Source organism: Kitasatospora sp. NPDC036993 (assembly GCF_055607525.1).
In genome coordinates, this window is record NZ_JBVJRP010000006.1 from 346,796 (window position 1) to 370,358 (window position 23,563).

The following is a 23,563-nucleotide window of genomic DNA, read 5'->3' on the forward strand; positions in this document are numbered from 1 at the left end:
CTTAGTCAGGTCGACTCAACTTCACTGACCGGGGAGAGATCATGGCATCGACGTCCACACCGCTCACCCTGCCCGTACTGCCGCTGGACGACGAGGTCGTCCTGCCGGGCATGGTCGTCCCGCTGGACCTGAAGGACTCCGAGGTGCGCGCCGCGGTCGAGGCCGCCCGCGCGGCGGCCACCGGCTCCGGCAAGCCGCAGGTCCTGCTGGTCCCGCGGATGGACGGCTCGTACGCGGCGGCCGGCACGCTGGCCACCGTGGAGCAGGTCGGCCGGCTGGCCGACGGCGAGCCCGCCGCGTTGGTGCGGGCCGTGCGCCGGGTCAGGATCGGCGTCGGCACCACAGGCCCCGGCGCCGCCCTCTGGGTGGAGACCACGCCCTTCGAGGAGTCCTCGGCCGGGACACCGGTGGCCGGGCGGGCCGCCGAACTGGTCAAGGAGTACAAGGCGCTGTCCACCCAGTGGCTGCGCAGGCGCGGCGCCTGGCAGGTCGTCGACCGGGTGGACCGGATCGAGGGCGTCGGCGAGCTCGCCGACAACATCGGCTACGCCCCCTTCGTCACCCCCGAGCAGAAGCTCAGGGTGCTGCTGGAGGCCGACCAGGTCGCCCGCCTGGAGTACGCGCTGGCCCTGCTGCGCGACCACCTCGCCGAGGAGGAGGTCAACGACACCATCCGCAAGGACGTCGAGGAGGGCGTGGCCAAGCAGCAGAAGGAGTTCCTGCTCCGCCGTCAGCTGGAGGCCGTCCGCAAGGAACTGGCCGAGCTGAACGGCGAACCGGCCGACGAGGAGGGCGACTACCGCGCCCGGGTCGAGGCCGCCGACCTCCCCGCGGGCGTCCGCGAGGCGGCGCTCAAGGAGGTCGACAAGCTGGAGCGCGCCTCCGACCAGTCGCCCGAGGGCTCCTGGATCCGCACCTGGCTGGACACCGTCCTGGAGCTGCCCTGGAACGAGCGCACCGAGGACGCCTACGACATCGCCGGCGCCCGCGCGGTGCTGGACGCCGACCACGCCGGCCTGACCGACGTGAAGGAGCGGATCGTCGAGTACCTGGCCGTCCGCAAGCGCCGCTCGGACCAGGGGCTCGGGGCGGTCGGCGGCCGCCGGGGAGGCGCGGTGCTCGCCCTGGTCGGCCCGCCCGGCGTCGGCAAGACCTCGCTCGGCGAGTCGGTGGCCCGTGCCATGGGCCGCGAGTTCGTCCGGGTCTCGCTCGGCGGCGTCCGGGACGAGGCGGAGATCCGCGGCCACCGGCGCACCTACGTCGGCGCGCTGCCGGGCCGGCTGGTCCGGGCGATCAAGGAGGCCGGCTCGATGAACCCGGTCGTCCTGCTGGACGAGATCGACAAGGTCGGCTCCGACTACCGGGGCGACCCGGCCGCCGCCCTGCTGGAGGTGCTGGACCCGGCACAGAACCACACCTTCAGGGACCACTACCTGGAGGTCGAACTCGACCTCTCCGACGTCGTCTTCCTCGCCACCGCCAACGTGCTGGAGGCCATCCCCGAGCCGCTGCTCGACCGGATGGAGCTGGTCCGGCTGGACGGCTACACCGAGGACGAGAAGGTCGTCATCGCCCGCGACCACCTGCTCCCGCGCCAGCTGGAGAAGGCCGGCCTCGACGCCGGGCAGGTCGGCGTCGACGAGGAGGCGCTGCGCCGGCTCGCGGGGGAGTACACCCGCGAGGCGGGCGTCCGGAACCTGGAGCGCTCGATCGCCCGGGTGCTGCGCAAGATCGCCGCCCAGGCCGAGCTGGGCGAGCGCGAACTGCCCGCCGCGGTCGGCGCGGAGGACCTGCGCGCCCTGATCGGCCGGCCGCACCACGTGCCGGAGTCCGCCCAGGAGCCGGCCGAGCGCCGCACCGCCGTCCCGGGCGTGGCCACCGGCCTCGCGGTGACCGGCGCCGGCGGCGACGTGCTCTACATCGAGGCCTCGCTGGCCGACGCCGAGACCGGCGGCAGCGGGCTGACCCTCACCGGGCAACTGGGCGACGTGATGAAGGAGTCCGCGCACATCGCGCTCTCCTACCTGCGCTCGCGCGGCGCCGAGCTGGAGCTGCCGGTCACCTCGCTGCGCGACCGCGGCGTGCACCTGCACGTCCCGGCCGGGGCCGTCCCCAAGGACGGGCCGAGCGCCGGCATCACCATGACCACGGCGCTGGCCTCGCTGCTCTCCGGCCGCAAGGTGCGCACCGACGTGGCGATGACGGGCGAGGTGTCGCTGACCGGGCGGGTGCTGCCGATCGGCGGGGTGAAGCAGAAGCTGCTCGCCGCGGACCGGGCCGGGATCACCACGGTGGTCATCCCCAAGCGCAACGAGGCCGACCTGGACGACGTCCCGGCCGAGGTGCTGGAGCGGCTCACCGTCCACCCGGTGGCGGACGTGCGGGAGGTGCTGGAGCTGGCCCTGGAGCCGGCCACGGCCGCGGTGCTGGTGGCCGCCTGACCGGTGCCCCGGCCGTCCGACCGGTGCCCTGGGCGCCGGATGGGCGGCCAGGGCACCACCGGCGATCTGGAGGGCCGACGGCATCCCCGCGTGCGAGACTGCGGAGATGCCGTCCCCCACGCAGCGCGCCCTGGCCCGGGTGCCCGACCGGCTGCGCCCCTTCCTGGTGCGGCACCGCCGGCTGGTGAAGTTCCTGCTGGTCGGGAGCGGCTGCTTCGCGCTCACCACGGTGATCGACTTCGAGCTCAAGCTCACCGTGCTGGCGGGCAAACCGGTGGTCGCCCTGACCATCGCGACCGTGATCGGCACCGTCGTCTCGTACGTGCTGAACCGCCGCTGGGCCTTCCGGGCCGACGGCCGGCCGCGCGAGGTGCTGATGTTCGTCCTGGTCAGCGCGGTGGCGATCGCCGTCAACGACCTTCCGCTGGTGGCCTCGCGCTACCTGCTGGACCTGCGCGAGCCGTACACCAGCCCCTTCCGGCAGGAGGTCGCCGACTTCCTCAGCGGGATGGTCGTCGGCACCTTCGTGGCGATGCTGTTCCGCTACTGGGCGATGCGGCGGTGGGTCTTCGTCCCGCTCGCCGGGCCCGTCCCGGCCGGGCCCGCCCTGGCGGCGGCGGTGCCCCAGGAGCCCGGTCACGCGGCACCCGAGCTGCCACGGGACGTGCCGTGAAGGGGACGGGGTGAGCCTCATGCGCGAGCCGGACGCGGTCCGGACCGGGCCCGCCAGCCAGCAGGGGATGCGCCGGGCCAACCTGGCCCTGGTGCTCGGGATGATCGCGAGCGGCCCGCGCTCGCGCGCCGAGGTGGCCGCCGGGACGGGGCTGACCAGGGCCGCCGTCTCCTCCCTCGCCGAACAGCTGATCACCGCGGGCCTGGTGGTCGAGGAGGGCCCCGCCACGCCCAGCGGCAAGGTCGGCCGCCCGGGCACCGCGCTCGGCCTCAACCCGGCCGGGCCCTGCGGCCTCGGCGCCGAGATCGGGGTGCGGCACCTGGGCGCCTGCGTGGTCGACCTGCGCGGGGAGGTCCGCGCCTGGCGGCGCCGGGAGGTCTCCAACCACGACCGCGAGCCCGCCGCCGTCATGGCGGACCTCGCCCACCTGCTGAGCGGGGCCGTCACCGAGGCGGGGCTGAGCCCGGCCGGGCTCACCCTGGCCGTGCCCGGGCTGGTCGGCGGCACCGACGGAGTGCTCCGGCGGGCCGCGAACCTGGGCTGGCAGGACGTCCCGCTGGCCGCGGGACTGCGCCCGGCGCTGCGGGCGGCCGGGGGCGGCCTGGCCGGGCTGCCGATCGAGGCGGACAACGAGGCCAACCTCGGCGGCCTGGCCGAGCGCTGGCTGGGCGCGGGCCCGGAGGACTTCCTGTACGTCTCCGCCGAGGCCGGGGTCGGCGCGGCGATCGTGGTCGGCGGCCGGCTGCTGCGCGGGGCGGGCGGCTTCGCCGGCGAGTTCGGCCACGTGCCGGTCCACCCCGGAGGGCCCCGCTGCGCCTGCGGGGCGGCCGGCTGCCTGGAGCAGTACGCGGGCGAGGCGGCGGTGCTGCGGGCGGCCGGTCTGGCCGGCGCCCGGGGCGACTGGGTGAAGCTGCTCGCCGACCGCGCCGGGGCCGGGAACGCGGCGGCTAGGGCGGCACTGGCCGGGGCCGGCACGGCGCTCGGCACCGCGGCCGCCGGCGCGGTGAACCTGCTGGACCCGGCGGAGGTGGTGCTGGGCGGCGGCTACGCCAGGCTGGCGCCCTGGCTGCTGCCCGCGATGCGGGCCGAGCTGGCCGCCAGGGTGACGGTGCGGCCGTGGTCCGACGACCGGCTGACCGTTTCCCGGCTGGGCCGCCGGGGCCCGCTGCTGGGTGCGGCGGTGCGGGTCGTCCGGGCCGTCGTCGCCGAGCCGGGGCCGTTCACGGCGGCGTGACGGCCTGACGGCCTGACTGCCTGACTGCCTGACGGTTTGAGGGCGGGACGGCGGGACGGCGGGACGGCCGGGGAACGGGCCCTCGGACGCCCGGGACGGGCCCGGACGGGCCGCACAGGCACACCCCGGACGCGCCGAGCCCCCGGCCGCGGTGGCCGGGGGCTCGGCGGAGTCGGGTACGGGGCGGCTCAGGCCTCGACGGCGGCCGGCGCGTCACCCTCGGAACGCCCGCGCCGCAGCACGGCCAGCAGGGCGATGCCGATGCCGACCAGTGCCCAGACCACCATGACCAGGATCGGCAGCCCCAGGTTGGTGGAGCCGAAGTAGGCGATCGACTTGGTGGCGGTGGTGCCGGCGCCGTTGGGGATCCACGAGCCGATGGCCCGCCAGAACGGCGGCGTCATCGGCGCCGGGTAGACCCCGCCCGCGCTCGGGTTGCCGAGCACCACGAAGATCAGCACCGCGACGCCGATGCCGAGGATGTCGAACAGGCACTGGAGCGCCATGGTGAAGGCGCCGACGGTGAACACCACCAGGGCGCCGATGGCGCTGAGGCCGAGGACCGAGCCGGGCAGCGCGTCCAGCACCGGTCCGGCGATCACCGTGCCGAGCAGGCCGGCTCCGATCGAGTAGACCGCGAGGACGCCGAGGCGGATCAGCAGACGGTGGGTGTTGGCCGGCTTGGAGCCCGCGCTGATGCCCAGGATCGAGGCGACCAGGTAGCCGCCGACGCACCAGCCGATGACCAGGTAGAACGCGGAGAGGCCGTTGTTGTCGCCCTTGGCGAGCGGCACCACGTCCTGGACCTTGACGGTCCGGCCCTGGCTCTGGTCGATCGCGGTGGTGATGGTCTCGGCGGCCTTGGCGGCGGCGGTGCCGCGGGCGTTGCCGACCAGCAGGGTGTCCTGGGTGGAGGCCGGGTCCACGACCAGCGCGGCGTAGAGCTTCTGGTCCTTGATCAGCTGGGTCGCCGTCTCGGCGTCCGGCGCGGTGCTGGCCCGGACGGCGTCGTTCGGCACCGCCTCCAGCGCGCCGACCAGCTTGGGGGCGACCTGCGGCGGGGCGACCACCGCGATGGAGAGGTTCTGCGGGGCGGGCTTGTGCAGCGCCCCGATGTAGGAGGTGATGAAGCCGAGCTGGAGCAGCAGCACGCCGAACACGAGCAGTGCCGCGCGCGGGGTGACCGCGCCCTTCAGTTCGGCGACGAAACCCTGCCCCGGGGCTGCCATCCACATCTCCTTGCGTAATGGGGAAAAACGGTACTTCCAGAACCGATACTTCATACCATGAACTAGTTGGCTTGTCGCACCTCCCGCGCCGCACCGGGCTCGGCGCCGCTGCGCGATACTGGCGCGGTGAGTGACGAAGAAGCCCTGGTGGCGGTGGAGCGCGAGGTCGCGCTGATGTTCCGGCGGGGCCGGGCCAGAGTGGCGGAACTCTCACGGCGGGTGCACCCGGGGCTGGAGGGCATGGCGTACAGCCTGCTCGCCTACATCGAGCAGGCGGGGCCGGTGCGGGTGACCGACGTCGGCGTGCACTTCGCGATCGGCAAGGCGACGGTGAGCCGGCAGGTCCGGACGCTGGAGGAGCTGGGCCTGGTCGCCAGGGAGACGGACCCGCTGGACCGCAGGGCCGCGCTGGTGTCGCTCACCGAGGACGGGCGGCGGCGCTACCTGGCCGCGCGGGGCGTCCGGTTGCGGCGGGTGCGCGAGGTGATGGGCGGCTGGTCGCCGGAGGACGTGGCCCGCTTCGCGGAGCTGCTGCACCGCTTCAACGACGTCCTGGAGGAGCCGGCGGCCGAGTGACCGGGAGGTCGCCGGCGAGGCGACCGCGGCCCGTGGGTGCGGTCTTTACTTCCCCTTGAAGAAAGTTGCCTAACTCAACCATTCGGCTTATGGTTGCTTACGGCAACGAACTTTCATGATCCGCGTATCCCGCGCGCCCCGCCGAAGGACCCAGATGACCGTGACCACCGAGGCCGCGAGCGGAACCGCCGCCGCGACCGACAGTCAACAGATGACGCACCGACAGGTGATGGAGGCGCTCTCCGGCCTGCTACTCGGCCTCTTCGTGGCCGTGCTCTCCTCGACCGTCGTCTCCAACGCCCTGCCGCACATCCTGGCCGACCTGCACGGCGGCCAGTCCGCGTACACCTGGGTGATCACCGCGTCGCTGCTCACCCTCACCGCCTCCACCCCGATCTGGGGCAAGCTCTCCGACCTCGTCAGCAAGAAGCTGCTGCTCCAGATCGCCCTGCTGATCTACATCGGCACCTCGGCGCTGGCCGGCCTCTCGCAGAACACCGGCGAGCTGATCGCCTGTCGCGCGCTCCAGGGCATCGGCGCCGGCGGTGTCGTGGCGCTCGGCCAGATCTGCCTGGCCGCGATGGTCCCGGCGCGCGAACGCGGCCGGTACAGCGGCTACTTCGGCGCGGTCTTCGCGCTCGCCACCATCGGCGGCCCGCTGATCGGCGGCGTCATCGTGGACACCGCCTGGCTGGGCTGGCGCTGGTGCTTCTACGTGGGCATCCCGTTCGCGGTGGTCGCGATCCTGGTGGTGCAGCGCACCCTCAAGCTGCCGGTGATCAAGCGCAAGGCGAAGATCGACTACCTGGGCGCGGTGGTCATCACCGCCTCGGTCAGCCTGCTGATGATCTGGATCACCCTGGCCGGCAAGAACTACGCCTGGCTGTCCTGGCAGACCGCGGCCATGGTCGGCGGCGGGGTGCTGCTGGGCGCCCTGGCCGTCGTGATCGAGCGCCGCGCCGCCGAGCCGATCATCCCGCCGAGCCTGTTCAAGTACCGCACCGTCACCCTGGCCGCGCTCGCCAGCGTGCTGGTCGGCGTCGGGATGTACGGCGCGACCACCTTCCTCAGCCAGTACTTCCAGCTGGCCCGCGCCAAGTCCCCGACCATGGCCGGCCTGATGACCCTGCCGATGATCCTCGGCCTGGCGGTCTCCTCCGCGGTGGCCGGGCGGCTGATCACCAAGTACGGCAAGTGGAAGGCCTACCTGGTCTCCGGCACCGCGCTGCTCGCGGTCGGCTTCGGCCTGCTCGGCACCGCCAGGGCCGACACCAGCTACGTGCTGCTCTCCGTCTACATGGCGATCACCGGCGTCGGGCTCGGCCTGACCAGCCAGAACCTGGTGCTCGCGGTGCAGAACACGGTGCCCAGGCACGAGCTCGGCGCGGCCAGCTCGGTGGTCACCTTCTTCCGCACCATGGGCGGCGCGATGGGCGTCTCCGCGCTCGGCGCGCTGATGTCGAACAAGGTCGGCCACTACCTGGCCGAGAACCTGGCCGCGGCGCACATTCCGGCGTCGGCCGCGGCGTCCGGCGGCGGCATCCCGGACCTGGCCAAGCTGCCGGCCCCGATCGTGCCGCTGGTGACGGACGCCTTCGGCCACGGCGTCGGCACCATCTTCCTGTGGGCCGCCCCGTTCGCGGCGCTGGCCTTCGTCACGGTGCTGTTCATCCGGGAGACGGCGCTGAAGACCGCCACGGAGGGCTGACCGGCCGGGGACTGACCGGCCGGGGACCCACGGCAGCCGGGATACGCGAACGGGCCGGGGAGTGCGGACACACTCCCCGGCCCGTCGTCCTGCGTGCGGCGGCTACCTGCCGGCGATCAGCGACAGTCCGTAGAGGACGACCGCGCCGCACAGCGCGAAGCAGACGTACGCGCCGGCCAGGGCGAGCCTGCCGCCGCCCGCGGCCGCGGTGCCGCCGTCCTCACCGGCGGCACCCGCCGCGGCCTCGCGGCGGGACAGCGCCAGGATGCCGAGCGCGAAGACGGCGACCACGGCGACGGTGACGCCGAAGCTGATCCCGGCGGTCTGGGCCAGGGCGTTCCACTTGATGTGCATGGTGAGTGCTCCTCAGCCTGCGGCGCTCAGGCCGCGACCGTGGTCGAGGCGGGGGTGGGGGCGTTCGCCGTACCGGTCGGTGCGACCTCGACCGGTGCGACCTCGACCGGGGTGACGTCGACCGGGGTGACGTCGTTGACGTTGTCCGCGCTGACCGGCTGGCGGCGGGAGATCAGCCACATCGCGGCCGAGCCGGCCACCAGCACGGCGCCGACCAGGGCGATGCCCCAGTTGCCCTGCTCGGCCAGCAGGGCCGCGCCGCCGGACACCACGGCGGCGGCCGGCAGGGTCAGGCCCCAGGTGTAGACCATGCGGCGGACCAGGCTCCAGCGCAGCTCGCCCTTCGGGCCGCCGAGGCCGGCGCCCATGATGCCGCCGGAGCAGACCTGGGTGGTGGAGAGGCCGAAGCCCATGTGCGAGGAGGTCAGGATGACGGTCGCGGCGGCCGACTCGGAGGCGAAGCCCTGCGGGGGGCGGATGTCCGCCAGGCCCTTGCCCATCGAGCGGATGATCCGCCAGCCGCCCATGTAGGTGCCGAGCGCGATCGCGGCGCCGGCCGAGACGATCACCCAGACGGGGGGCAGCGCGCCGTGCGGCAGGGCGCCGACCGAGACCAGGGTGAGGGTGATGATGCCCATCGTCTTCTGGGCGTCGTTGGTGCCGTGCGCGAGCGAGATCAGCGAGGAGGAGAAGATCTGGCCGGTCTTGAAGCCCTTCTCGGTGGTCGCGGTGTCGCCCTTGCGGGTGATCGCGTAGGCCAGCTTGGTGGCACCCCAGGAGGCCAGTCCGGCGACGAACGGCGAGGCGACCGCGGGGATGAGGATCTTGGTGATCACGGTGTCGAAGTTGACGCCGTTCATGCCGACGCCGACGACGGTGGCGCCGATCAGGCCGCCGTACAGGGCGTGCGAGGAACTGGACGGCAGGCCGCGCAGCCAGGTCAGCAGGTTCCAGAGGATCGCGCCGGCCAGGGCGGCGAAGATGATCTCGGGATGGACTCCGGCCTTCTCGTTGACGATGCCGCCGGAGATGGTGGTGGCGACCTTCACGGACAGGAACGCGCCCGCGAAGTTGAGCAGGGCCGCGATGGTGACCGCGACCTTCGGACGAAGGGCCCCGGTCGCGATCGCGGTGGCGGCCGCGTTGGCGGTGTCGTGGAACCCGTTTGTGAAGTCGAAGGCGAGCGCCGTGATGATCACAACGGCCACCAGGAACGAGATGTGTTCCATACCCAAACAATCGTCTTAGTTGTCGCACGGACGTTGATGACGTCGCGACCGTAGGTCTGCTTGGTAAACGGAAGGTGAACTGGATCGGGAATCATGGTTCCGATGGTTGACTCGCGGTGACCAGTGCCTTTCATCGGAGTGACCCAGGGCGCGCTGAACTGGACATTAGCGAAGAACATGCCGGTTCGACCGGATTTGCTGAGAGCTGTCTCACAGGTCCATCGAGAATTAACCTCCCGGTCCGCGCGCGCCCTGTTTCCGGCGAGTGACCCGTGGGAGGATCTGCGGGATCCGGGAAGCCGGGACAGGGGCAGTGTGCGGCGGGGAGGACCAGGCCATGGGCGGGGCGGGGCAGAGAGCGGAGACGGCACGCGTACGGCCCTGGGTCCGGGCGGCACTGCGCTGCGGAGCCGTCCTCGCGGCCGCCGCGCTCGCGCTGCCCGTGGGCGCCCGGGCAGCCTGGGCCGCGCCCGACCCGGGGACCGGCCAGACCGCCGCCGGCGCGGACCCGCTCGCCGCCGCCAAGGCCACCCTCGGCCCGATGCTCGACCAGCTGCACGCCCTCTACCAGAGCGCCGAGGCCGCCACCGAGCAGTACAACGGCGCCGTCGCCAAGGTGGCGGAGCAGCAGACCTCGCTCACCGACCTCCAGGGCCGGTCCGACCGCCAGCAGAAGCAGGTCGACGCCGGCACCGACATCGCCTCGCAGCTCGCCGCCGCGCAGTACCGCAACGGGGCCACGTCCGCGTACGCCGAGCTGCTGCTCTCCAAGGACCCGTACGAGGCGGTCGTCATCGCCGAGCTGCTGGCCTCGGCCAGCCGCTCGCAGTCGGAGTTCCTGGACAAGCTGAAGAGCGACCGGGACGCGCTGGACGTGCTGCGGAAGCAGACCGAGGAGGCGCTGAACACCTCCCGGACGCTGGTCGCCCAGCAGGACTCGGCCAAGGCCAAGGCGGCCGCCGACCTCGCCGCGGTCGAGCAGGCGGTCGCCTCGCTGACCGGCGCCCAGCGGACCGAGCTGGAGCAGCTGGAGAAGGCCAGGGCGGACGAGGCGCAGCTCGCGTTCCTCGCTTCGGGGGCGCTCGGCAAGGGGGAGCGCACGCCCTCCTTGCAGGGGCGCGCGGCCATAGCCTTCGCGCTGGCGCAGCTGGGCAAGCCGTACCTGTGGGGCGGCACCGGGCCGGGCTCCTACGACTGCTCGGGCCTCACCTCGCAGGCCTGGCTGCACGCGGGCAGGCCGATTCCGCGCACCAGCCAGGAGCAGTGGGCACAGCTGCCGCACGTGGCGCTCGACCAGCTGCGGCCCGGCGACCTGGTGATCTACTTCCAGGACGCCTCGCACGTCGGGATGTACATCGGCGGCGGGCTGGTCGTGCAGGCGCCGCGGCCCGGGGCGTTCATCAAGATCTCGCCGATCGGCTCGATGCCGATCCTCGGAGCCGTCCGGCCCGACCCGTCCGGCGCGGCGGACGACGCCGGCGGCGCGTGGAAGGTGCCCGACCTCCCGTCGGGCTGGGACTCCGTCACGCCGATAGCGCCGAGCCCGGCCGGCCAGGTGCCGACCCCGCCGGCCGCGGGCGGCGCGGTGACGCCGCCGGTGGTGCCGGAGACGCCGGGCGGGACCGGTACGCCGAGCACGCCGGGCGGCACGGGTACGCCGACCGACCCGGGGACGCCGTCGAACCCCGGCACGCCGTCGGAGACCGGGACGCCCACGCCGACCCCGACCGGGACGCCGAACACTCCGGCCCCGACCCCGACCGACACCCCGGGGACGCCCACCCCGACCGGGACCGGGACGCCGACCGGCACCCCGACCGGCACCGGGACGGGGAGCCCGACCGGCACCGGCTCGGCGAGCGCCACGGCGCAGGGCAGCGCCACGGCGACGCTGCCGCTGGGCACGCCGACCCACTGACGCGGTCGCGCGGAGGCCGCCCCACGTCACCGGACGCGGGGCGGCCTCCGCGCCGTTCCGGCCGCCGGGTCAGGCGCCGCTGTCGGGGGCGAAGCGGATGACGACGGCCTTGGAGGTGGGGGTGTTGCTGATGTCGGCGGTGGAGTCGAGCGGCACCAGGACGTTGGTCTCGGGGTAGTAGGCCGCCGCGCCGCCGCGGGCGACGGGGTAGTGGACGACGCGGAAGTGCGGGGCGCGGCGCTCCACGCCGTCGCTCCACTCGCCGACCAGGTCGACGTACCCGCCGTCGGTGAGCCCGAGCTCGTCGGCGTCGGCGGGGTTGACCAGGACCACCCGGCGGCCGCCCTTGATGCCGCGGTAGCGGTCGTCGAGGCCGTAGATCGTGGTGTTGTACTGGTCGTGCGAGCGCAGGGTCTGGAGCAGCAGCCGGCCCGGCGGGACCTCGGGGGCGGTCAGCGGGTTGACCGAGAAGTTGGCCCTGCCGGTCGCGGTCGGGAAGGTGCGGGAGTCCCGGGGGCCGTGCGGCAGGGTGAAGCCGCCGGGGCGGCGGACCTTCTCGTTGTAGTCCTCGAAGCCCGGCACGACGCGGGCGATCCGGTCCCGCAGGGTGTCGTAGTCGGTGGCGAAGTCCTCCCACGGCACGGTGTCCCGCGGGCCGAGCACGGCGCGGGCGAGGCGGCAGACGATCGCGGTCTCGGAGAGCAGACCGGGCGCGGGCGGACGCAGGCCGCCGCGCGAGGCGTGCACCTGGCCCATCGAGTCCTCGACGCTGACGAACTGGGCGCCGCGCCCGGTGACGTCCCGGTCGGTGCGGCCCAGGGTGGGCAGGATCAGCGCGCGGGCGCCGGTGACCACGTGCGAACGGTTGAGCTTGGTGGAGACGTGGACGGTCAGCCGGCAGCGGCGCATCGCGGCCTCGGTGACCTCGGTGTCCGGGGTGGCCGCGACGAAGTTGCCGCCCATCGCGAAGAACACCCCGATCCGGCCGTCGCGCATCGCGCGGATGGTGTCCACCGAGTCGAGTCCGTGCTCGCGCGGCGGCTCGAAGCCGAACTCCCCGCCCAGCGCGTCCAGGAAGGCGGGGGCCGGCCGCTCGAAGATGCCCATCGTCCGGTCGCCCTGGACGTTGCTGTGCCCGCGCACCGGGCAGACCCCGGCGCCGGGGCGGCCCACGTTGCCGCGCAGCAGCAGGAAGTTGACCACCTCGCGGATGGTCGGGACGGCGTGCTTGTGCTGGGTGAGGCCCATCGCCCAGCAGACGATGATCTTCTCGGACCTCAGCACCAGCCGGCCGAGCTCCTCGATCCGCTCCCAGGGGAGGCCGGTCGCGGCGAGCACCTCCGCCCGGTCGGTCGTCAGCGCCTGGGCCTCGAACTCCTCGAAGCCGTGGCAGTGTTCGGCGACGAACGCGCGGTCCACGCCGTCCCGCTCCAGGACGATCCGGTTGAGCGCGCGGAACAGCGCGAGGTCGCCGCCGAGGCGGATCTGGAGGAAGAGGTCGGTCAGCTTGGTGCCGTGGCCGACCAGGCCGCGGGCGTGCTGGGGGTTCTTGAACCGCTCCAGGCCGGCCTCCGGCAGCGGGTTGACGCTGACGACGGTGGCGCCGGCCCGTTTGGCGCGCTCCAGCGCGGAGAGCATCCGCGGGTGGTTGGTGCCGGGGTTCTGGCCGGCCACGATGATCAGGTCGGCCTGGTAGAGGTCCTTGAGGCCGACGCTGCCCTTGCCGATGCCGAGCGTCTCGGTGAGCGCCGAACCGGAGGACTCGTGGCACATGTTGGAGCAGTCCGGCAGGTTGTTGGTGCCGAGCCGGCGGGCGAACAGCTGGTACGCGAAGGCGGCCTCGTTGCTGGTCCGGCCCGAGGTGTAGAAGGCGGCGCCGTCCGGGGTGTCCAGGGCCTTCAGCTCCTCGGCGATCAGCGCGAAGGCGTCGTCCCAGGAGACCGGCGTGTAGTGGGTGGCGCCCTCGTCGAGCAGCATCGGCCGGGTGAGCCTGCCCTGCTGGCCGAGCCAGTAGCCGGAGCGTCCGGCGAGGTCCGCGACCGGGTGGGCGGCGAAGAACTCGGCGCGTATCCGGCGCTCGGTGGCCTCCTCGGCGACGGCCTTGGCGCCGTTCTCGCAGAACTCGGCGGTGTGCGTCCGGTCCGGCTCGGGCCAGGCGCAGCCGGGGCAGTCGAAGCCGTCCGGCTGGTTGACCTTGCGCAGGGTGGCCAGGGTGCGGCGGGCGCCCATCTGCTCGGCGGCCATCCGCAGGCTGTGGCCGACGGCGGGCAGCCCGGCGGCCGCGTGCTGGGGCGCCGACACCTCGGGGGAGTCCTGCGCCGGGTCGCTCTGCGGGGCCTGCTTGGCCATGACTGCGCTCCTCGGGCTCTGCTGGTCCGAGCCGCCGCACCGGCGCGGGGCTCGGGTCCATCCTTCCACCGGCTCCGTGCGGAGGGGAGGGCCGTCGGTAGAGTCTGGGCGTCAGGACGGGGAGGGGGAGGAGGGGCACGTGCGAGTCGGTGACGTCCTCGACGGCCGGTACGAGCTGGAGGAGAAGCTCGGCCAGGGCGGTTTCGGGGTGGTGTGGCGGGCCAGGGACACCCGGATGGGGCGGCCGGTCGCGGGCAAGGTCATCGGGCACCACGACGGTGACCGGGTGAAGGCGGCGCTGCGGTTCGTCCGGGAGGCGGGCGCGGCCGGCAACCTCTCGCACCCGCACATCGTCACGGTGCACGACCTCGGCCAGTGCGAGGTGGGCGACCGGCAGGTCACCTACCTGGTGATGGAGCTGCTCACTGGCCGCACCCTGACCGAGGTGCTGCGGGCGGGGGCGCCCGAGCCCGCGCTCGGCCTGCGCTGGGGCCGGGAGACCAGCAGCGCCCTGGCGGCCGCGCACGACGCGGGCATGGTGCACCGGGACATCAAGCCGGACAACGTGATGATCACCGATGCCGGGCACCTCAAGGTGCTGGACTTCGGCATCGCCCAGCTGGACACCGGCGCGGGCGGGCTGACCACCACCGGGACGATCGTCGGCAGCCCGGTGGCCCGCCCCGCACCCGCCCTCGCGGCCGCTCACGCCGCCAGGACCGGCGCCGGGAGCGCGGCCAGCGCCCGGAGCAGCGCGCGGGCGGCCGCGTCGTTCTGCCGGAATCCCGGGGAGTCGGTGCGCGGGCGGGCGAAGGCGGCCGCCGCGCGCAGGCTGGTGTGCGGGCCGAGGGCGGTGCGGCGCGGGTGCGGGGCGCCGCCGAGGGCGGGGTCGAGCAGCCGGCTGTCGGCGGGGGCGATGGTGACCAGGCCGGAGCGGTGGGTGTAGTCCGGGTCGGTGACCACCTCCTCGACGATCCGTCCGGTGCGGTGCAGCTCGCGCAGCACCGGGTCGAGGGTGCGGCCCAGCGCGTGCTTGGGCAGGTACGCCTCGACCAGGGCGGTCGCGGTGACGTGGTGGCCGGGCACGGTGCTGCCGGAGGCCCGCCAGGTGCCGCTCGCCTCGTCCCGTTCGATCCGGACGTCGGCGCCGAGGAAGCGCACCACCCCGGCCTCGGAGAGGGCGAGCAGCTGGCGCAGCCGGAAGCCGGGCGGGCCCGAGGCGAGGTAGCTGAAGTAGCCGAAGAACCACGCGTCCACCTCCTCGGCGACCGAGCGGGCGGTGAGCCGGCCGCCGGCCGTCAGCCGGGGGAGCTGGCCGAACAGCGAGAGCAGGGCGAGGAAGGCGCCGAGGTCGGCGCTGTGCGCGGGGTCGGCGCGGCGGTCGGCGTCGGCGGTGACGTACTCCCGCAGGTACGCCTGGAGTTCCTCGTCGGAGCCGAGTTCGAGCCCGGCCAGCGGGCGGTCGAGCCGTTCGAAGTCGATCCGGTCGGCCGGGTCGGGGACGGCCTCGGCGACCAGGGCGGCGAGTTCGGGGGAGTACCAGCCGTGCCGGTCGTACCCGGCCAGGAACTCGGGCCAGGGCAGGGCGGTCCGCTCGGGGTGGGCGTGGAACAGCTCGTGGTAGTAGCCGAAGCCGACCTCCTTGGCCATCAACGGCCAGAAGTCGCGGCGCAGTTCGAGCGGTCCGCCGGTGGCGAGCACGGCGTCCACGGCGGCCGTGTCGAAGTACCGGGGGAGCGGGGCGCGCGGCCCCTGGAGGGGGTAGCCGGTCTTGGAGTGGTACGGGACGCCGCGCCGGGAGCCGAGGTGCAGCACCGGTTCGCGGCCGGAGGGCAGGTAGCGCAGCGCGGCCCCGTCCCCGGTGGGTTCGAAGCGCCCGCCACGGCCCTCGGTGAGCAGGGCGACCAGGTCCACCGAGGCGAGGCCGAGGCCGCGCAGCACCACCTGCTCGCCGGGGGCGAGGCCCGCCAGCTCGGCGGCGACGTCGGCGGAGTAGGCGGGCGGCAGGTGGAAGCGGCCGTGCCGGGCGGCGAACTCGGCGTCGGCGGCGAAGCGCGGGTGCGGAGTGGAGTCGAGGTGGCCGAGGGCGAGCACGACGTGGTCGGCGGTGAGGGTCCGGTCGGTGAGGTGGACGGTCTGCGGGCCGTCGGCCGGGCCGTCGATCCGCCGGACGGTGTCGCGGTGGACGGTGACCTCGATGTGCGCCGGCAGGTCGGCGACGGCGCGGCGGAACACCCAGTCCAGGTAGGCGCTCTGGGCCCGGCGGGTGGGGAAGTCGGTGGGCGCGAGGGTGCGCAGCTCGGCCCGGACGGCCGGGTCGGCGACCTCCAGGTAGGGCGCGAACTCCTGTTGCCGGACGGCCCATTCGGCGAGCGAGGGGCCGGGGCGGACCGGCCCTTCGAGGGTGGAGCGCTCGTCGGTGAACATCGTGACGTCCTCGGCCATCGAGTTCATCCGCAGCAGCGGGGACTGGTCGTGGCGCCAGATCCGGCCCGCGCCCGGCGGGTGCGGGTCGACCAGGTGGATCGCCAACGGCCGGTCGGCGGGCAGGAGTTCGGCGGCGTTGGCGGCGATCCGCTCCAGCAGTCCGGTGGCGCGCGGGCCGGCGCCGACGATGACCAGGTCCGTCATGCCCGCACCACCTTGGTGAGGGCCGCGCGGGCCCGCTGGAGCGGGGTGGGCGGCAGTCCCTCGCGGGTGGCGCCCTTGGCGAAGTGCCGCTCCACGTAGTACTGGCCGATGGACAGCAGGGTGGTGACCACCAGGTACCAGATGGTGGCGACCATCAGCATCGGGATGACCTGGTACGACTGGAGGTAGACCAGCTGTACCGAGTAGAGCAGGTCGGAGACGGCCAGCACGCTGACGATGCTGGTGCCCTTGAGCGCGCCGATCAGCATGTTCCCCGCGGTCGGCACGATCGCCCGCATCGCCTGCGGCACCACGATCCGGCGCAGCACCCGCCACCGGCCGATCCCGAGCGCCGCGGCCGCCTCCAGCTGGCCGCGGTCCACGGAGAGGATGCCGCCGCGGATCACCTCGGCGGCGTACGCGGTCTCCAGCAGGGTGAGCCCGATGACGGCGGTCAGGGTGGGGCCCATCAGGTTGACGGTCTTGACGGTGACGAACTCGGGGCCGAACGGGATGCCCAGGCCGAGGGTCGGGTAGAGCGCGCCGATGTTGAAGAAGAACAGCAGCTGGACCAGCGGCGGGGTGGAGCGGAACACCCAGATGTAGCCCCAGCTCAGCGTGCGCAGCACCGGATTGGTGGACAGCCGCATGGTGGCGAGGAGGGTGCCGAGCACGAAGCCGAGGGCGAGGGTGACGGCGGTCAGCCAGAGGGTCAGGGTGAGCCCGTCGAGCACGGAGCGGGCGGTGAACCAGTCGGCCACCACGCTCCACTGGAAGGCCCGGTTGCGGATCACCGAGTTGACCGCCATCGCGGCGAGCAGCAGGGCGACGGCGGCGGCGGCCCACTGGCCGGGCTTGCGGCGGGCGACGATCCGGGCCTCGGCGGCGGGCGGCGCGGCGGGGTGGTCGTGTGCGGAGGGGGCGGGCAGGACGTCCTGCGGGGTGGCCATGGATCGGGCTCCTGGCGTGGCGGGAGTGTGGGCGGCGGGCGGGTACGGCGGTGGTCACGTACGGACGGCCTGGGCGGCCGGCCCGCGTCCCTCAACGCGGCCGGCCCGGTTGCACTGCACTCCTCCGTGATCGTACGCATGCGCGATCGACGGCTGTCAAGGGTGGTCGCGGGGCCGGAAGCGGTCGTTCGACGGCCGTCGGAAAAGTGACAGGAGATCGCAACAGTGCGGCAATGATGGACGGTTGACGGACGGCTCGGGCGGCTGTTCAACTTGAGCCCATGTACGCCGAGCAGCCCCTGGTCACCCGCGACCACATCGACTTCGGTCGGGTGTGGTCCGCGGCGTGTCGCGGCTGACCCGGCAGCGAGCCGCCCGTCCGGCCTCCTGATCCCGCCCGGCGCTGACCGCCTCGGGGGATCCTCCCTCGGATCGCCCCGTCGCGGGCCGGAATCCGTCATCCCCATCTGACGGTACGTCAGGCACGCTCCGCCGCCGCGAAGTCCGCACCGCACTCCGGCATTCCGCGACTTCCCTCCCCGCTCGGCCACCCTTCCGTCACCGTCACCGTCACGTGCTCGACGGCCGCCCCGCCGCGGCCGGTTCCGGTCCTGCCCACCCGCAGCCCGCCGGACTTCCGCCCACCCGAAAGGTTCCGCCATGCCCGTCGAATTCCTCGGCATCGCCGCCACCGGCGACGGTTCGGAGACCACCGCCCGCACCACCGCCGCCTTCGACCGCGACTACACCCTGCGGCTGGCCCGGGCGCACGAGGACCACGGCTGGGACCGGGTGCTCTTCGCGTACGCCGCCGGCGCCCCGGAGCCGGCGGCCGGGGCGGCCTTCCTCGCCTCGCACCTCGACCGGCTGCAGATCCTGCTGGCGCACCGGCCGAACGTCTCCTACCCGACCTTCGCCGCCAAGACCTTCGCGACGCTCGACCGGATCAGCGACGGCCGGCTGACCGTGCACTTCATCACCGGCGGCAACGACCACGAGCAGCGGCGCGAGGGCGACTTCCTGACCAAGGACCAGCGCTACGAGCGCACCCGCGAGTACATCGGCATCGTGAAGAAGGCCTGGACCAGCCACGAGCCCTTCGACCACGAGGGCCCGCACTACCGCTTCGAGGACTTCGTCTCGGACGTCTTCCCCGTCCAGCAGCCGCGCCCCGCGGTCTCCTTCGGCGGCTCCTCGGACGCGGCCTACGCGGCCGGCGGCGCCGAGGCGGACATCTACTGCCTCTGGGGCGAGCCGCTGGCCCGCACCGCCGAGCAGATCGAGCGGGTGAGGGAGGCGGCCCGGGCCGCCGGGCGCAGCGAGACGCCGCGGATCCAGGTGGCGTTCCGGCCGATCATCGCGCCGACCGAGGAGCTGGCCTGGGAGAAGGCGCACCGGACGGTGGCCGCGATCCGGGCCCGCCGGGGCGCCGACCGGCCGGGAACGACCCCGGAGAACGCCGGGTCCAGGCGGCTGATCGAGATCGCCGAGGCCGGCGAGCGCTACGACCGCGCGCTGTGGACCCCGACCGCCGCGGCCACCGGCGGGGCGGGCAACTCCAACGCGCTGGTCGGCACCCCGGAGACGGTCGCCGAGGCGCTGCTCGACTACCACGACCTCGGCGTGGACATCCTCTCCGCGCGCGGCTACCACCTGCTGGACGACGCGATCGACTTCGGCCGGTACGTCATCCCGATCGTCCGCGAGGAGGTCGCCAAGCGGGACGCCGCCAAGGCCGCCGAGGCAGCCAGGGCCGCCGAGGCCGCCAGGGCCGAGCAGGCCGAGCGCGACCGCCACCAGCTGATCGCGGTGCAGGCGTGAGCGCAGCGGCCGGCCCCGCGGCCGGGTTCCGCCGGGTCGCCATCGACGATCCGCTGGTCGAGCCGCTGCTGCGCGAGCTCACCCACGAGTACGTCACCCGGTACGGCCCCGAGGCGCACCAGGAGATGACCCGCTACCCGGGCGAGGCCTTCGCCGAGCCGCACGGGGTGCTGCTGCTCCTGCTGGAGGACGGCGAACCGGTGGCCGGCGGCGCGTACAAGCGCTACGACGAGCACACCGCCGAGGTGAAGCGGATGTGGACGCACTCCGCGCACCGCCGCCGGGGCCTGGCCCGCAGGGTGCTGGCCGAACTGGAGCGGACGGCGGCCGCGGCCGGCTACACCCGGATCTACCTCACCACCGGGCCGCGGCAGCCCGAGGCCAGGAACCTCTACCTGGCGGCCGGCTACACCCCGCTGTTCGACGTCTCGGCCGATCCCCTGACCATCGGCCCGCTCGCCTTCGAGAAGCGGCTGCCGCAGGGGTGGCTGCCGGAGCGGCAACCACCCTTCTCCGAGCCGCAGTTGACCGCTTCGGCCCCGACCTCCTGAAAGGCCCCGCCCCGTGAGAACCACCACCGTCCGCCGCCGCCTGCTCGCGGCCACCGCCCTGCTGCCGGTCCTGGCCCTGGCCGCCTGCGGCTCGGACCCGAAGATCGCGGGCGCGGCGGGGGCGGGCGGTCCCGCCGCCACCGCCACCGAGGACGTCGTCGCCGGGCTGGCGAAGTCGGAGGCCGCCGCCGCGCTGCTGCCCGAGGAGGTCCGCAAGGCCGGCACGCTGAAGTTCGGCTCGTCCTTCGGCGCGCCGCCCAGCGCGTTCTACGCCGACCAGGCGAGCAAGAAGCCCGCCGGGATCGACGTGGACTTCGGCGACGCGGTCGCCAAGCTGCTCGGTCTGACCGTGCAGCGGGATGCGGCCGCCTTCGAGACCATCCTGCCCGCCCTGGACAGCGGGAAGTTCGACATCGGCACCGGCAACTTCGGGGTCACCACGGCCCGGCTGAAGACCGTCGACTTCGTCACCTACATCGACGACGGCCAGGGCTTCGCCGTGAAGCGGGACAACACCGCGATCCAGCCGGTCACCGACCTGCTCCAGCTGTGCGGGCTGACCGTCGGCACCGGTGCCGGCACCACCTTCGAGACCACCCTGAACAGCCGGAAGAACATCTGCGCCGACGCCGGGAAGAAGCCGTACGAGGTCAAGGCGTTCAGCGAGAGCGGCGCCGTGCTGACCAGCCTCCAGCAGGGCCGGGTGGACATCGAGATGTCCACTATCAACGGCCTGCGCCACCAGGCCGCGCAGGAGGCCTCGGGGACCCGCTTCCTGGGCGAGTTCCACCGCCTCGACGTCGGCTTCGCCCTGAAGAAGGGCTCGAAGCTGGCCCCGGCGCTCCAGGCGGCGGTCAACCAGCTGATCAAGGACGGGACGTACGAGCGGATCCTGCGCAAGTACGGGGTCGCCGAATCGGCGATCAAGGAGTCGCAGATCAGCCCGCCCGAGCACACCTGAGCGCCGGCACACCGAGCGCCGGCCCGCCCGAGGAGACCCCCGATGACCGTCACCACCGAGACCCCGGCGGCCCCGGTCCGCCGGCCGGCCCCGGCCGCGTCCGACCTCGACGAACTGGACGGCCTGCGGACCGTCCCCGCCCGGCACCCCTGGCGCTGGGCCGCCGGGATCGCCGCGCTGGTCGTCCTCGCCCAGTTCGCCCACGGCCTGGCCACCAACCCGGGCTGGGACTGGGCCACCTTCCGGCTCTACTTCACCGCCGACACCATCCTGCGGGCGATCGGGCGCACCCTCGAACTCACCGCCTACGGCACCCTGCTGGGCTTCCTGCTGGGCACCGTGGTGGCCGCGATGCGGCTGTCCCGCAGCGTGATCCTGCGGTCCATCGCCTGGGCCTACGTGTGGGTGTTCCGCTCGATCCCGCTGATCGTCCAGCTGGTGTTCTGGTTCAACCTCTCCTACCTGTACAAGCGGTTCGGGTTCGGCATCCCGTTCGGCCCGACCTTCGGCGAGTTCGAGACCGTCGGAGTGCTCAGCGCGGTCGGCGCGGCGGTGCTCGGCCTCGGGCTGCACCAGGCCGCGTTCGCCGCCGAGATCATCCGCGGCGGTGTCATCGCGGTGGACGCCGGCCAGCGGGAGGCCGCCGCCGCGCTCGGCATCCCGCCCTGGCGGCAGGGCTGGCGGATCGTGCTGCCGCAGGCCATGCGCGGCATCCTGCCGGCCGCCGCCAACGAGGTGATCTCGCTGCTCAAGGGCACCTCGGTGGTCTACGTGATGGCCATCGGCGAACTCTTCTACCAGGCCCAGGTCGTCTACGGCCGGACCGGCCGGGTGGTGCCGCTGCTGATGGTCGCCACCGTCTGGTACGTGCTGCTGACCACCGCGCTCTCGATCGGCCAGTACTACGTGGAGCGCCACTTCGCCCGCGGCGCCCGGCGCACCCCGCCGCCCACCCCGTGGCAGCGCGTCCTGGCGTTCGCCCGGAGCCTGCCCGACCGCACCCGTCCCGCCGCCGCCCGTACCTCCGGAGGACAGCCGTGACCACCCTGACCAAGCCGGAACCGACCCCGGCCGACCCGGCGCAGGCCACACCGATGGTGCAGGTCCGCGGCCTGCACAAGAGCTTCGGCCGGCTGGAGGTGCTGCGCGGCGTCGACCTGGACGTCCCGGCCGGATCGGTGACCGTGGTGCTCGGCCCGTCCGGCTCCGGCAAGTCCACCCTGCTGCGCGCCATCAACCACCTGGAGAAGCTGGACCGCGGCCACGTCGCCATCGACGGCGAGCTGATCGGCTACCGGCGCTCCGGCGACCGGCTGTACGAGCTCAAGGAGCGCGAGGTGCTGCGCCAGCGCACCGGCATCGGCTTCGTGTTCCAGAACTTCAACCTGTTCCCGCACCTCACCGTGCTGGAGAACCTGGTCGAGGCGCCGGTCGCCGCGCTGCGCCGCCCCAGGGCCGAGGCCAGGGCGACGGCGCTGGCGCTGCTGGAGCGGGTCGGACTGGCCGACAAGGCCGCCGCCTACCCCCGGCAGCTGTCCGGCGGGCAGCAGCAGCGGGTGGCGATCGCCCGGGCGCTGGCGCTGGAGCCGAAGGTGCTGCTGTTCGACGAGCCCACCTCGGCGCTCGACCCCGAGCTGGTCGGCGAGGTGCTGGACGTCATCAAGGACCTGGCCCGCAGCGGCACCACGATGATCGTGGTCACCCACGAGATCGGCTTCGCCCGGGAGGTCGCCGACAGCGTGGTGTTCATGGACGGCGGCGTGGTGGTCGAACAGGGCCCGCCCGCCGAGGTCCTGGACCGGCCGCGGCACGAGCGCACCCGGGCCTTCCTGGCCAAGGTCCTCTGACCCGCGCAGCCCCCGCAATCCCGTCAAGTCCCCTTCACCGAACAGGAGTCACGCCATGTCCCTACCCCGTCGCGCCCTCGTGGCCGCCGCCGGCGCCCTCGCCGCCGCCCTCGTCCTGGCCGGCTGCGGCAGCGGCTCGACCGGGGGGACGGAGCTCGCCGCGGCCAAGGGCACCACCGCACCGGACGGTACGGCGGTGAACCTCTCGCCGAACCAGAACCGGGTCACCACGCCGAAAGTGGACGCGATCGCGGCGCTCGTCCCGGAGGAGATCAGACGGAAGGGGACGCTGACCGTGGTCGACTCCATCGGCACCACCCCGCCGCTGGACTTCTACGCCAACGACGACAGGACCATCATCGGCGTCGAACCGGACATCGCCTCGCTGGTCGGCAACGTGCTCGGCCTCAAGGTCGAGTTCAACCCGGTCTCCTGGGAGAACATCTTCGTCGGCCTGGACAGCGGCAAGTACGACGTCGGCCTGTCCAACATCACCGTCACCGAGGCCCGCAAGGAGAAGTACGACTTCGCCACCTACCGGCTGGACGTCCTCGGCTTCGAGGCGAAGAAGGGCAGCGGCCTCAAGGTCACCGGCCCCAAGGACCTCGCGGGCAAGGTGGTCGGCGTCTCCACCGGCACCAACCAGGAGAAGCTGCTGATCTCCTGGAGCGAGGAGAACGTGCGGAACGGCCTCAAGCCGATCGACATCAAGTACCACCAGAGCACCGAGTACTACCTGGCGCTCTCCTCCGGCCGGATCGAGGTCTTCACCGGCCCCAACCCGAGCCTGGCCTTCCACGCCGTGCAGACCGGCGAGACCGAGGTCGTCGGCACCTACTCGGGCGGCGGCGCGGACGTCCTCGGCAAGATCGCGGCGACCACGAAGAAGGACAACGGGCTGGTCAAGGCGCTGAACGGGGCGCTCGACGAGCTGATCAGGAACGGCACGTACGGGCAGGTGCTCAAGCGCTGGGGCCTGGAGAACGAGGCCGTGCAGAGCTCCGAGATCAACCCGCAGGGGCTGCCCAAGCCCAAGCCGTGACGGCATCGGGCCGGGCCGGCCCCGGCTCGTTCACCCGTTCGCCTCCAGC

18 protein-coding genes and 1 pseudogene are annotated in these 23,563 nt (G+C 73.5%); 13 read left to right on the top strand and 6 right to left on the bottom strand.

Going from position 1 to position 23,563, the window contains the following annotated elements:
* Positions 1–41: 41 nt before the first annotated feature.
* From lon to ACZ7C5_RS15495, 3 genes are all read left to right on the top strand, one after another.
* Positions 42–2,441, top strand: a complete 2,400-nt coding sequence (gene lon / locus ACZ7C5_RS15485) for an endopeptidase La (RefSeq protein ID WP_470322735.1) — start codon at positions 42–44, stop codon at positions 2,439–2,441.
* A 106-nt stretch (positions 2,442–2,547) separates the two neighbouring features.
* The gene (locus tag ACZ7C5_RS15490; RefSeq protein WP_470322736.1) at positions 2,548–3,114 is read left to right on the top strand and encodes a GtrA family protein; all 567 of its coding nucleotides are present in this window, start codon (positions 2,548–2,550) and stop codon (positions 3,112–3,114) included.
* A gap of 19 nt (positions 3,115–3,133) precedes the next feature.
* Positions 3,134–4,348, top strand: a complete 1,215-nt coding sequence (locus ACZ7C5_RS15495) for an ROK family protein (protein ID WP_401083750.1) — start codon at positions 3,134–3,136, stop codon at positions 4,346–4,348.
* Positions 4,349–4,536: 188 nt separating this feature from the next.
* Here the strand turns inward: ACZ7C5_RS15495 and ACZ7C5_RS15500 are convergent, their stop codons facing one another.
* Positions 4,537–5,577, bottom strand: a complete 1,041-nt coding sequence (locus tag ACZ7C5_RS15500) for an ABC transporter permease (protein WP_470322737.1) — start codon at positions 5,575–5,577, stop codon at positions 4,537–4,539.
* Positions 5,578–5,703: 126 nt separating this feature from the next.
* On the opposite strand from ACZ7C5_RS15500, the gene ACZ7C5_RS15505 reads away from it, so the two are divergent.
* Both ACZ7C5_RS15505 and ACZ7C5_RS15510 read left to right on the top strand, forming a co-directional pair.
* Positions 5,704–6,153, top strand: coding sequence for a MarR family winged helix-turn-helix transcriptional regulator (locus ACZ7C5_RS15505; RefSeq protein ID WP_401083492.1), 450 nt, complete (start codon positions 5,704–5,706; stop codon positions 6,151–6,153).
* 211 nt (positions 6,154–6,364) lie between these two features.
* Positions 6,365–7,861 carry an MDR family MFS transporter gene (locus ACZ7C5_RS15510; RefSeq protein ID WP_470322782.1) on the top strand — a complete coding sequence of 499 codons (1,497 nt, stop codon included), beginning with the start codon at positions 6,365–6,367 and terminating at the stop codon, positions 7,859–7,861.
* A 102-nt stretch (positions 7,862–7,963) separates the two neighbouring features.
* On the opposite strand, the gene ACZ7C5_RS15515 is transcribed toward ACZ7C5_RS15510, so the two are convergent.
* Entirely contained in the window at positions 7,964–8,215 is a 252-nt protein-coding gene (locus tag ACZ7C5_RS15515) for a hypothetical protein (protein ID WP_401083496.1), read from the bottom strand.
* 26 nt (positions 8,216–8,241) lie between these two features.
* Entirely contained in the window at positions 8,242–9,444 is a 1,203-nt protein-coding gene (locus ACZ7C5_RS15520) for an inorganic phosphate transporter (RefSeq protein WP_470322738.1), read from the bottom strand.
* Positions 9,445–9,781: 337 nt separating this feature from the next.
* On the opposite strand from ACZ7C5_RS15520, the gene ACZ7C5_RS15525 reads away from it, so the two are divergent.
* Positions 9,782–11,362, top strand: coding sequence for a C40 family peptidase (locus ACZ7C5_RS15525; protein ID WP_470322739.1), 1,581 nt, complete (start codon positions 9,782–9,784; stop codon positions 11,360–11,362).
* A 69-nt stretch (positions 11,363–11,431) separates the two neighbouring features.
* On the opposite strand, the gene ACZ7C5_RS15530 is transcribed toward ACZ7C5_RS15525, so the two are convergent.
* The gene (locus tag ACZ7C5_RS15530; RefSeq protein ID WP_401083502.1) at positions 11,432–13,711 is read right to left on the bottom strand and encodes an FdhF/YdeP family oxidoreductase; all 2,280 of its coding nucleotides are present in this window, start codon (positions 13,709–13,711) and stop codon (positions 11,432–11,434) included.
* Between ACZ7C5_RS15530 and ACZ7C5_RS15535 the strand changes: the two are divergent.
* A pseudogene (locus ACZ7C5_RS15535) lies at positions 13,710–14,324 on the top strand (serine/threonine-protein kinase); the annotation flags it as partial. The gene ACZ7C5_RS15530 and the pseudogene ACZ7C5_RS15535 overlap by 2 nt on opposite strands.
* A 92-nt stretch (positions 14,325–14,416) precedes the next feature.
* Here ACZ7C5_RS15535 and ACZ7C5_RS15540 read toward each other — a convergent pair.
* Together ACZ7C5_RS15540 and ACZ7C5_RS15545 are read right to left on the bottom strand one after the other, a co-directional pair.
* Positions 14,417–16,342, bottom strand: coding sequence for an FAD/NAD(P)-binding protein (locus ACZ7C5_RS15540; protein WP_470322740.1), 1,926 nt, complete (start codon positions 16,340–16,342; stop codon positions 14,417–14,419).
* Positions 16,339–17,292, bottom strand: coding sequence for an amino acid ABC transporter permease (locus tag ACZ7C5_RS15545; RefSeq protein WP_401083508.1), 954 nt, complete (start codon positions 17,290–17,292; stop codon positions 16,339–16,341). Before ACZ7C5_RS15545 ends, ACZ7C5_RS15540 begins: the two co-directional genes overlap by 4 nt.
* Positions 17,293–17,952: 660 nt before the next feature.
* On the opposite strand from ACZ7C5_RS15545, the gene ACZ7C5_RS15550 reads away from it, so the two are divergent.
* The 6 genes from ACZ7C5_RS15550 to ACZ7C5_RS15575 are packed head-to-tail and all read left to right on the top strand — an operon-like array spanning position 17,953 to position 23,514.
* Positions 17,953–19,113 carry an LLM class flavin-dependent oxidoreductase gene (locus ACZ7C5_RS15550; protein ID WP_401083510.1) on the top strand — a complete coding sequence of 387 codons (1,161 nt, stop codon included), beginning with the start codon at positions 17,953–17,955 and terminating at the stop codon, positions 19,111–19,113.
* Positions 19,110–19,664, top strand: coding sequence for a GNAT family N-acetyltransferase (locus tag ACZ7C5_RS15555; RefSeq protein WP_401083512.1), 555 nt, complete (start codon positions 19,110–19,112; stop codon positions 19,662–19,664). Before ACZ7C5_RS15550 ends, ACZ7C5_RS15555 begins: the two co-directional genes overlap by 4 nt.
* A gap of 13 nt (positions 19,665–19,677) precedes the next feature.
* Positions 19,678–20,625 carry an ABC transporter substrate-binding protein gene (locus ACZ7C5_RS15560; RefSeq protein WP_401083514.1) on the top strand — a complete coding sequence of 316 codons (948 nt, stop codon included), beginning with the start codon at positions 19,678–19,680 and terminating at the stop codon, positions 20,623–20,625.
* Positions 20,626–20,667: 42 nt separating this feature from the next.
* On the top strand, positions 20,668–21,666 hold the full coding sequence (locus tag ACZ7C5_RS15565; RefSeq protein ID WP_401083516.1) for an amino acid ABC transporter permease: 999 nt from the start codon (positions 20,668–20,670) through the stop codon (positions 21,664–21,666).
* Positions 21,667–21,719: 53 nt separating this feature from the next.
* Positions 21,720–22,472: an amino acid ABC transporter ATP-binding protein gene (locus ACZ7C5_RS15570; protein WP_188296175.1), complete on the top strand. Its 753-nt coding sequence runs from the start codon at positions 21,720–21,722 to the stop codon at positions 22,470–22,472.
* A gap of 55 nt (positions 22,473–22,527) precedes the next feature.
* The gene (locus ACZ7C5_RS15575; RefSeq protein ID WP_470322741.1) at positions 22,528–23,514 is read left to right on the top strand and encodes an ABC transporter substrate-binding protein; all 987 of its coding nucleotides are present in this window, start codon (positions 22,528–22,530) and stop codon (positions 23,512–23,514) included.
* Positions 23,515–23,563: the final 49 nt, after the last annotated feature.

Bases quoted from the DNA above. Each gene is read 5' to 3' on its own strand.
- ACZ7C5_RS15565 (WP_401083516.1), top strand. From the start codon at position 20,668: ATGACCGTCACCACCGAGACCCCGGCGGCCCCGGTCCGCCGGCCGGCC.
- ACZ7C5_RS15545 (WP_401083508.1), bottom strand. From the start codon at position 17,292: ATGGCCACCCCGCAGGACGTCCTGCCCGCCCCCTCCGCACACGACCAC.
- ACZ7C5_RS15500 (WP_470322737.1), bottom strand. From the start codon at position 5,577: ATGGCAGCCCCGGGGCAGGGTTTCGTCGCCGAACTGAAGGGCGCGGTC.
- ACZ7C5_RS15490 (WP_470322736.1), top strand. From the start codon at position 2,548: ATGCCGTCCCCCACGCAGCGCGCCCTGGCCCGGGTGCCCGACCGGCTG.
- ACZ7C5_RS15540 (WP_470322740.1), bottom strand. From the start codon at position 16,342: ATGACGGACCTGGTCATCGTCGGCGCCGGCCCGCGCGCCACCGGACTG.
- lon (WP_470322735.1), top strand. From the start codon at position 42: ATGGCATCGACGTCCACACCGCTCACCCTGCCCGTACTGCCGCTGGAC.
- ACZ7C5_RS15575 (WP_470322741.1), top strand. From the start codon at position 22,528: ATGTCCCTACCCCGTCGCGCCCTCGTGGCCGCCGCCGGCGCCCTCGCC.
- ACZ7C5_RS15530 (WP_401083502.1), bottom strand. From the start codon at position 13,711: ATGGCCAAGCAGGCCCCGCAGAGCGACCCGGCGCAGGACTCCCCCGAG.
- ACZ7C5_RS15550 (WP_401083510.1), top strand. From the start codon at position 17,953: ATGCCCGTCGAATTCCTCGGCATCGCCGCCACCGGCGACGGTTCGGAG.
- ACZ7C5_RS15495 (WP_401083750.1), top strand. From the start codon at position 3,134: ATGCGCGAGCCGGACGCGGTCCGGACCGGGCCCGCCAGCCAGCAGGGG.
- ACZ7C5_RS15520 (WP_470322738.1), bottom strand. From the start codon at position 9,444: ATGGAACACATCTCGTTCCTGGTGGCCGTTGTGATCATCACGGCGCTC.
- ACZ7C5_RS15525 (WP_470322739.1), top strand. From the start codon at position 9,782: ATGGGCGGGGCGGGGCAGAGAGCGGAGACGGCACGCGTACGGCCCTGG.
- ACZ7C5_RS15515 (WP_401083496.1), bottom strand. From the start codon at position 8,215: ATGCACATCAAGTGGAACGCCCTGGCCCAGACCGCCGGGATCAGCTTC.
- ACZ7C5_RS15570 (WP_188296175.1), top strand. From the start codon at position 21,720: ATGGTGCAGGTCCGCGGCCTGCACAAGAGCTTCGGCCGGCTGGAGGTG.
- ACZ7C5_RS15510 (WP_470322782.1), top strand. From the start codon at position 6,365: ATGACGCACCGACAGGTGATGGAGGCGCTCTCCGGCCTGCTACTCGGC.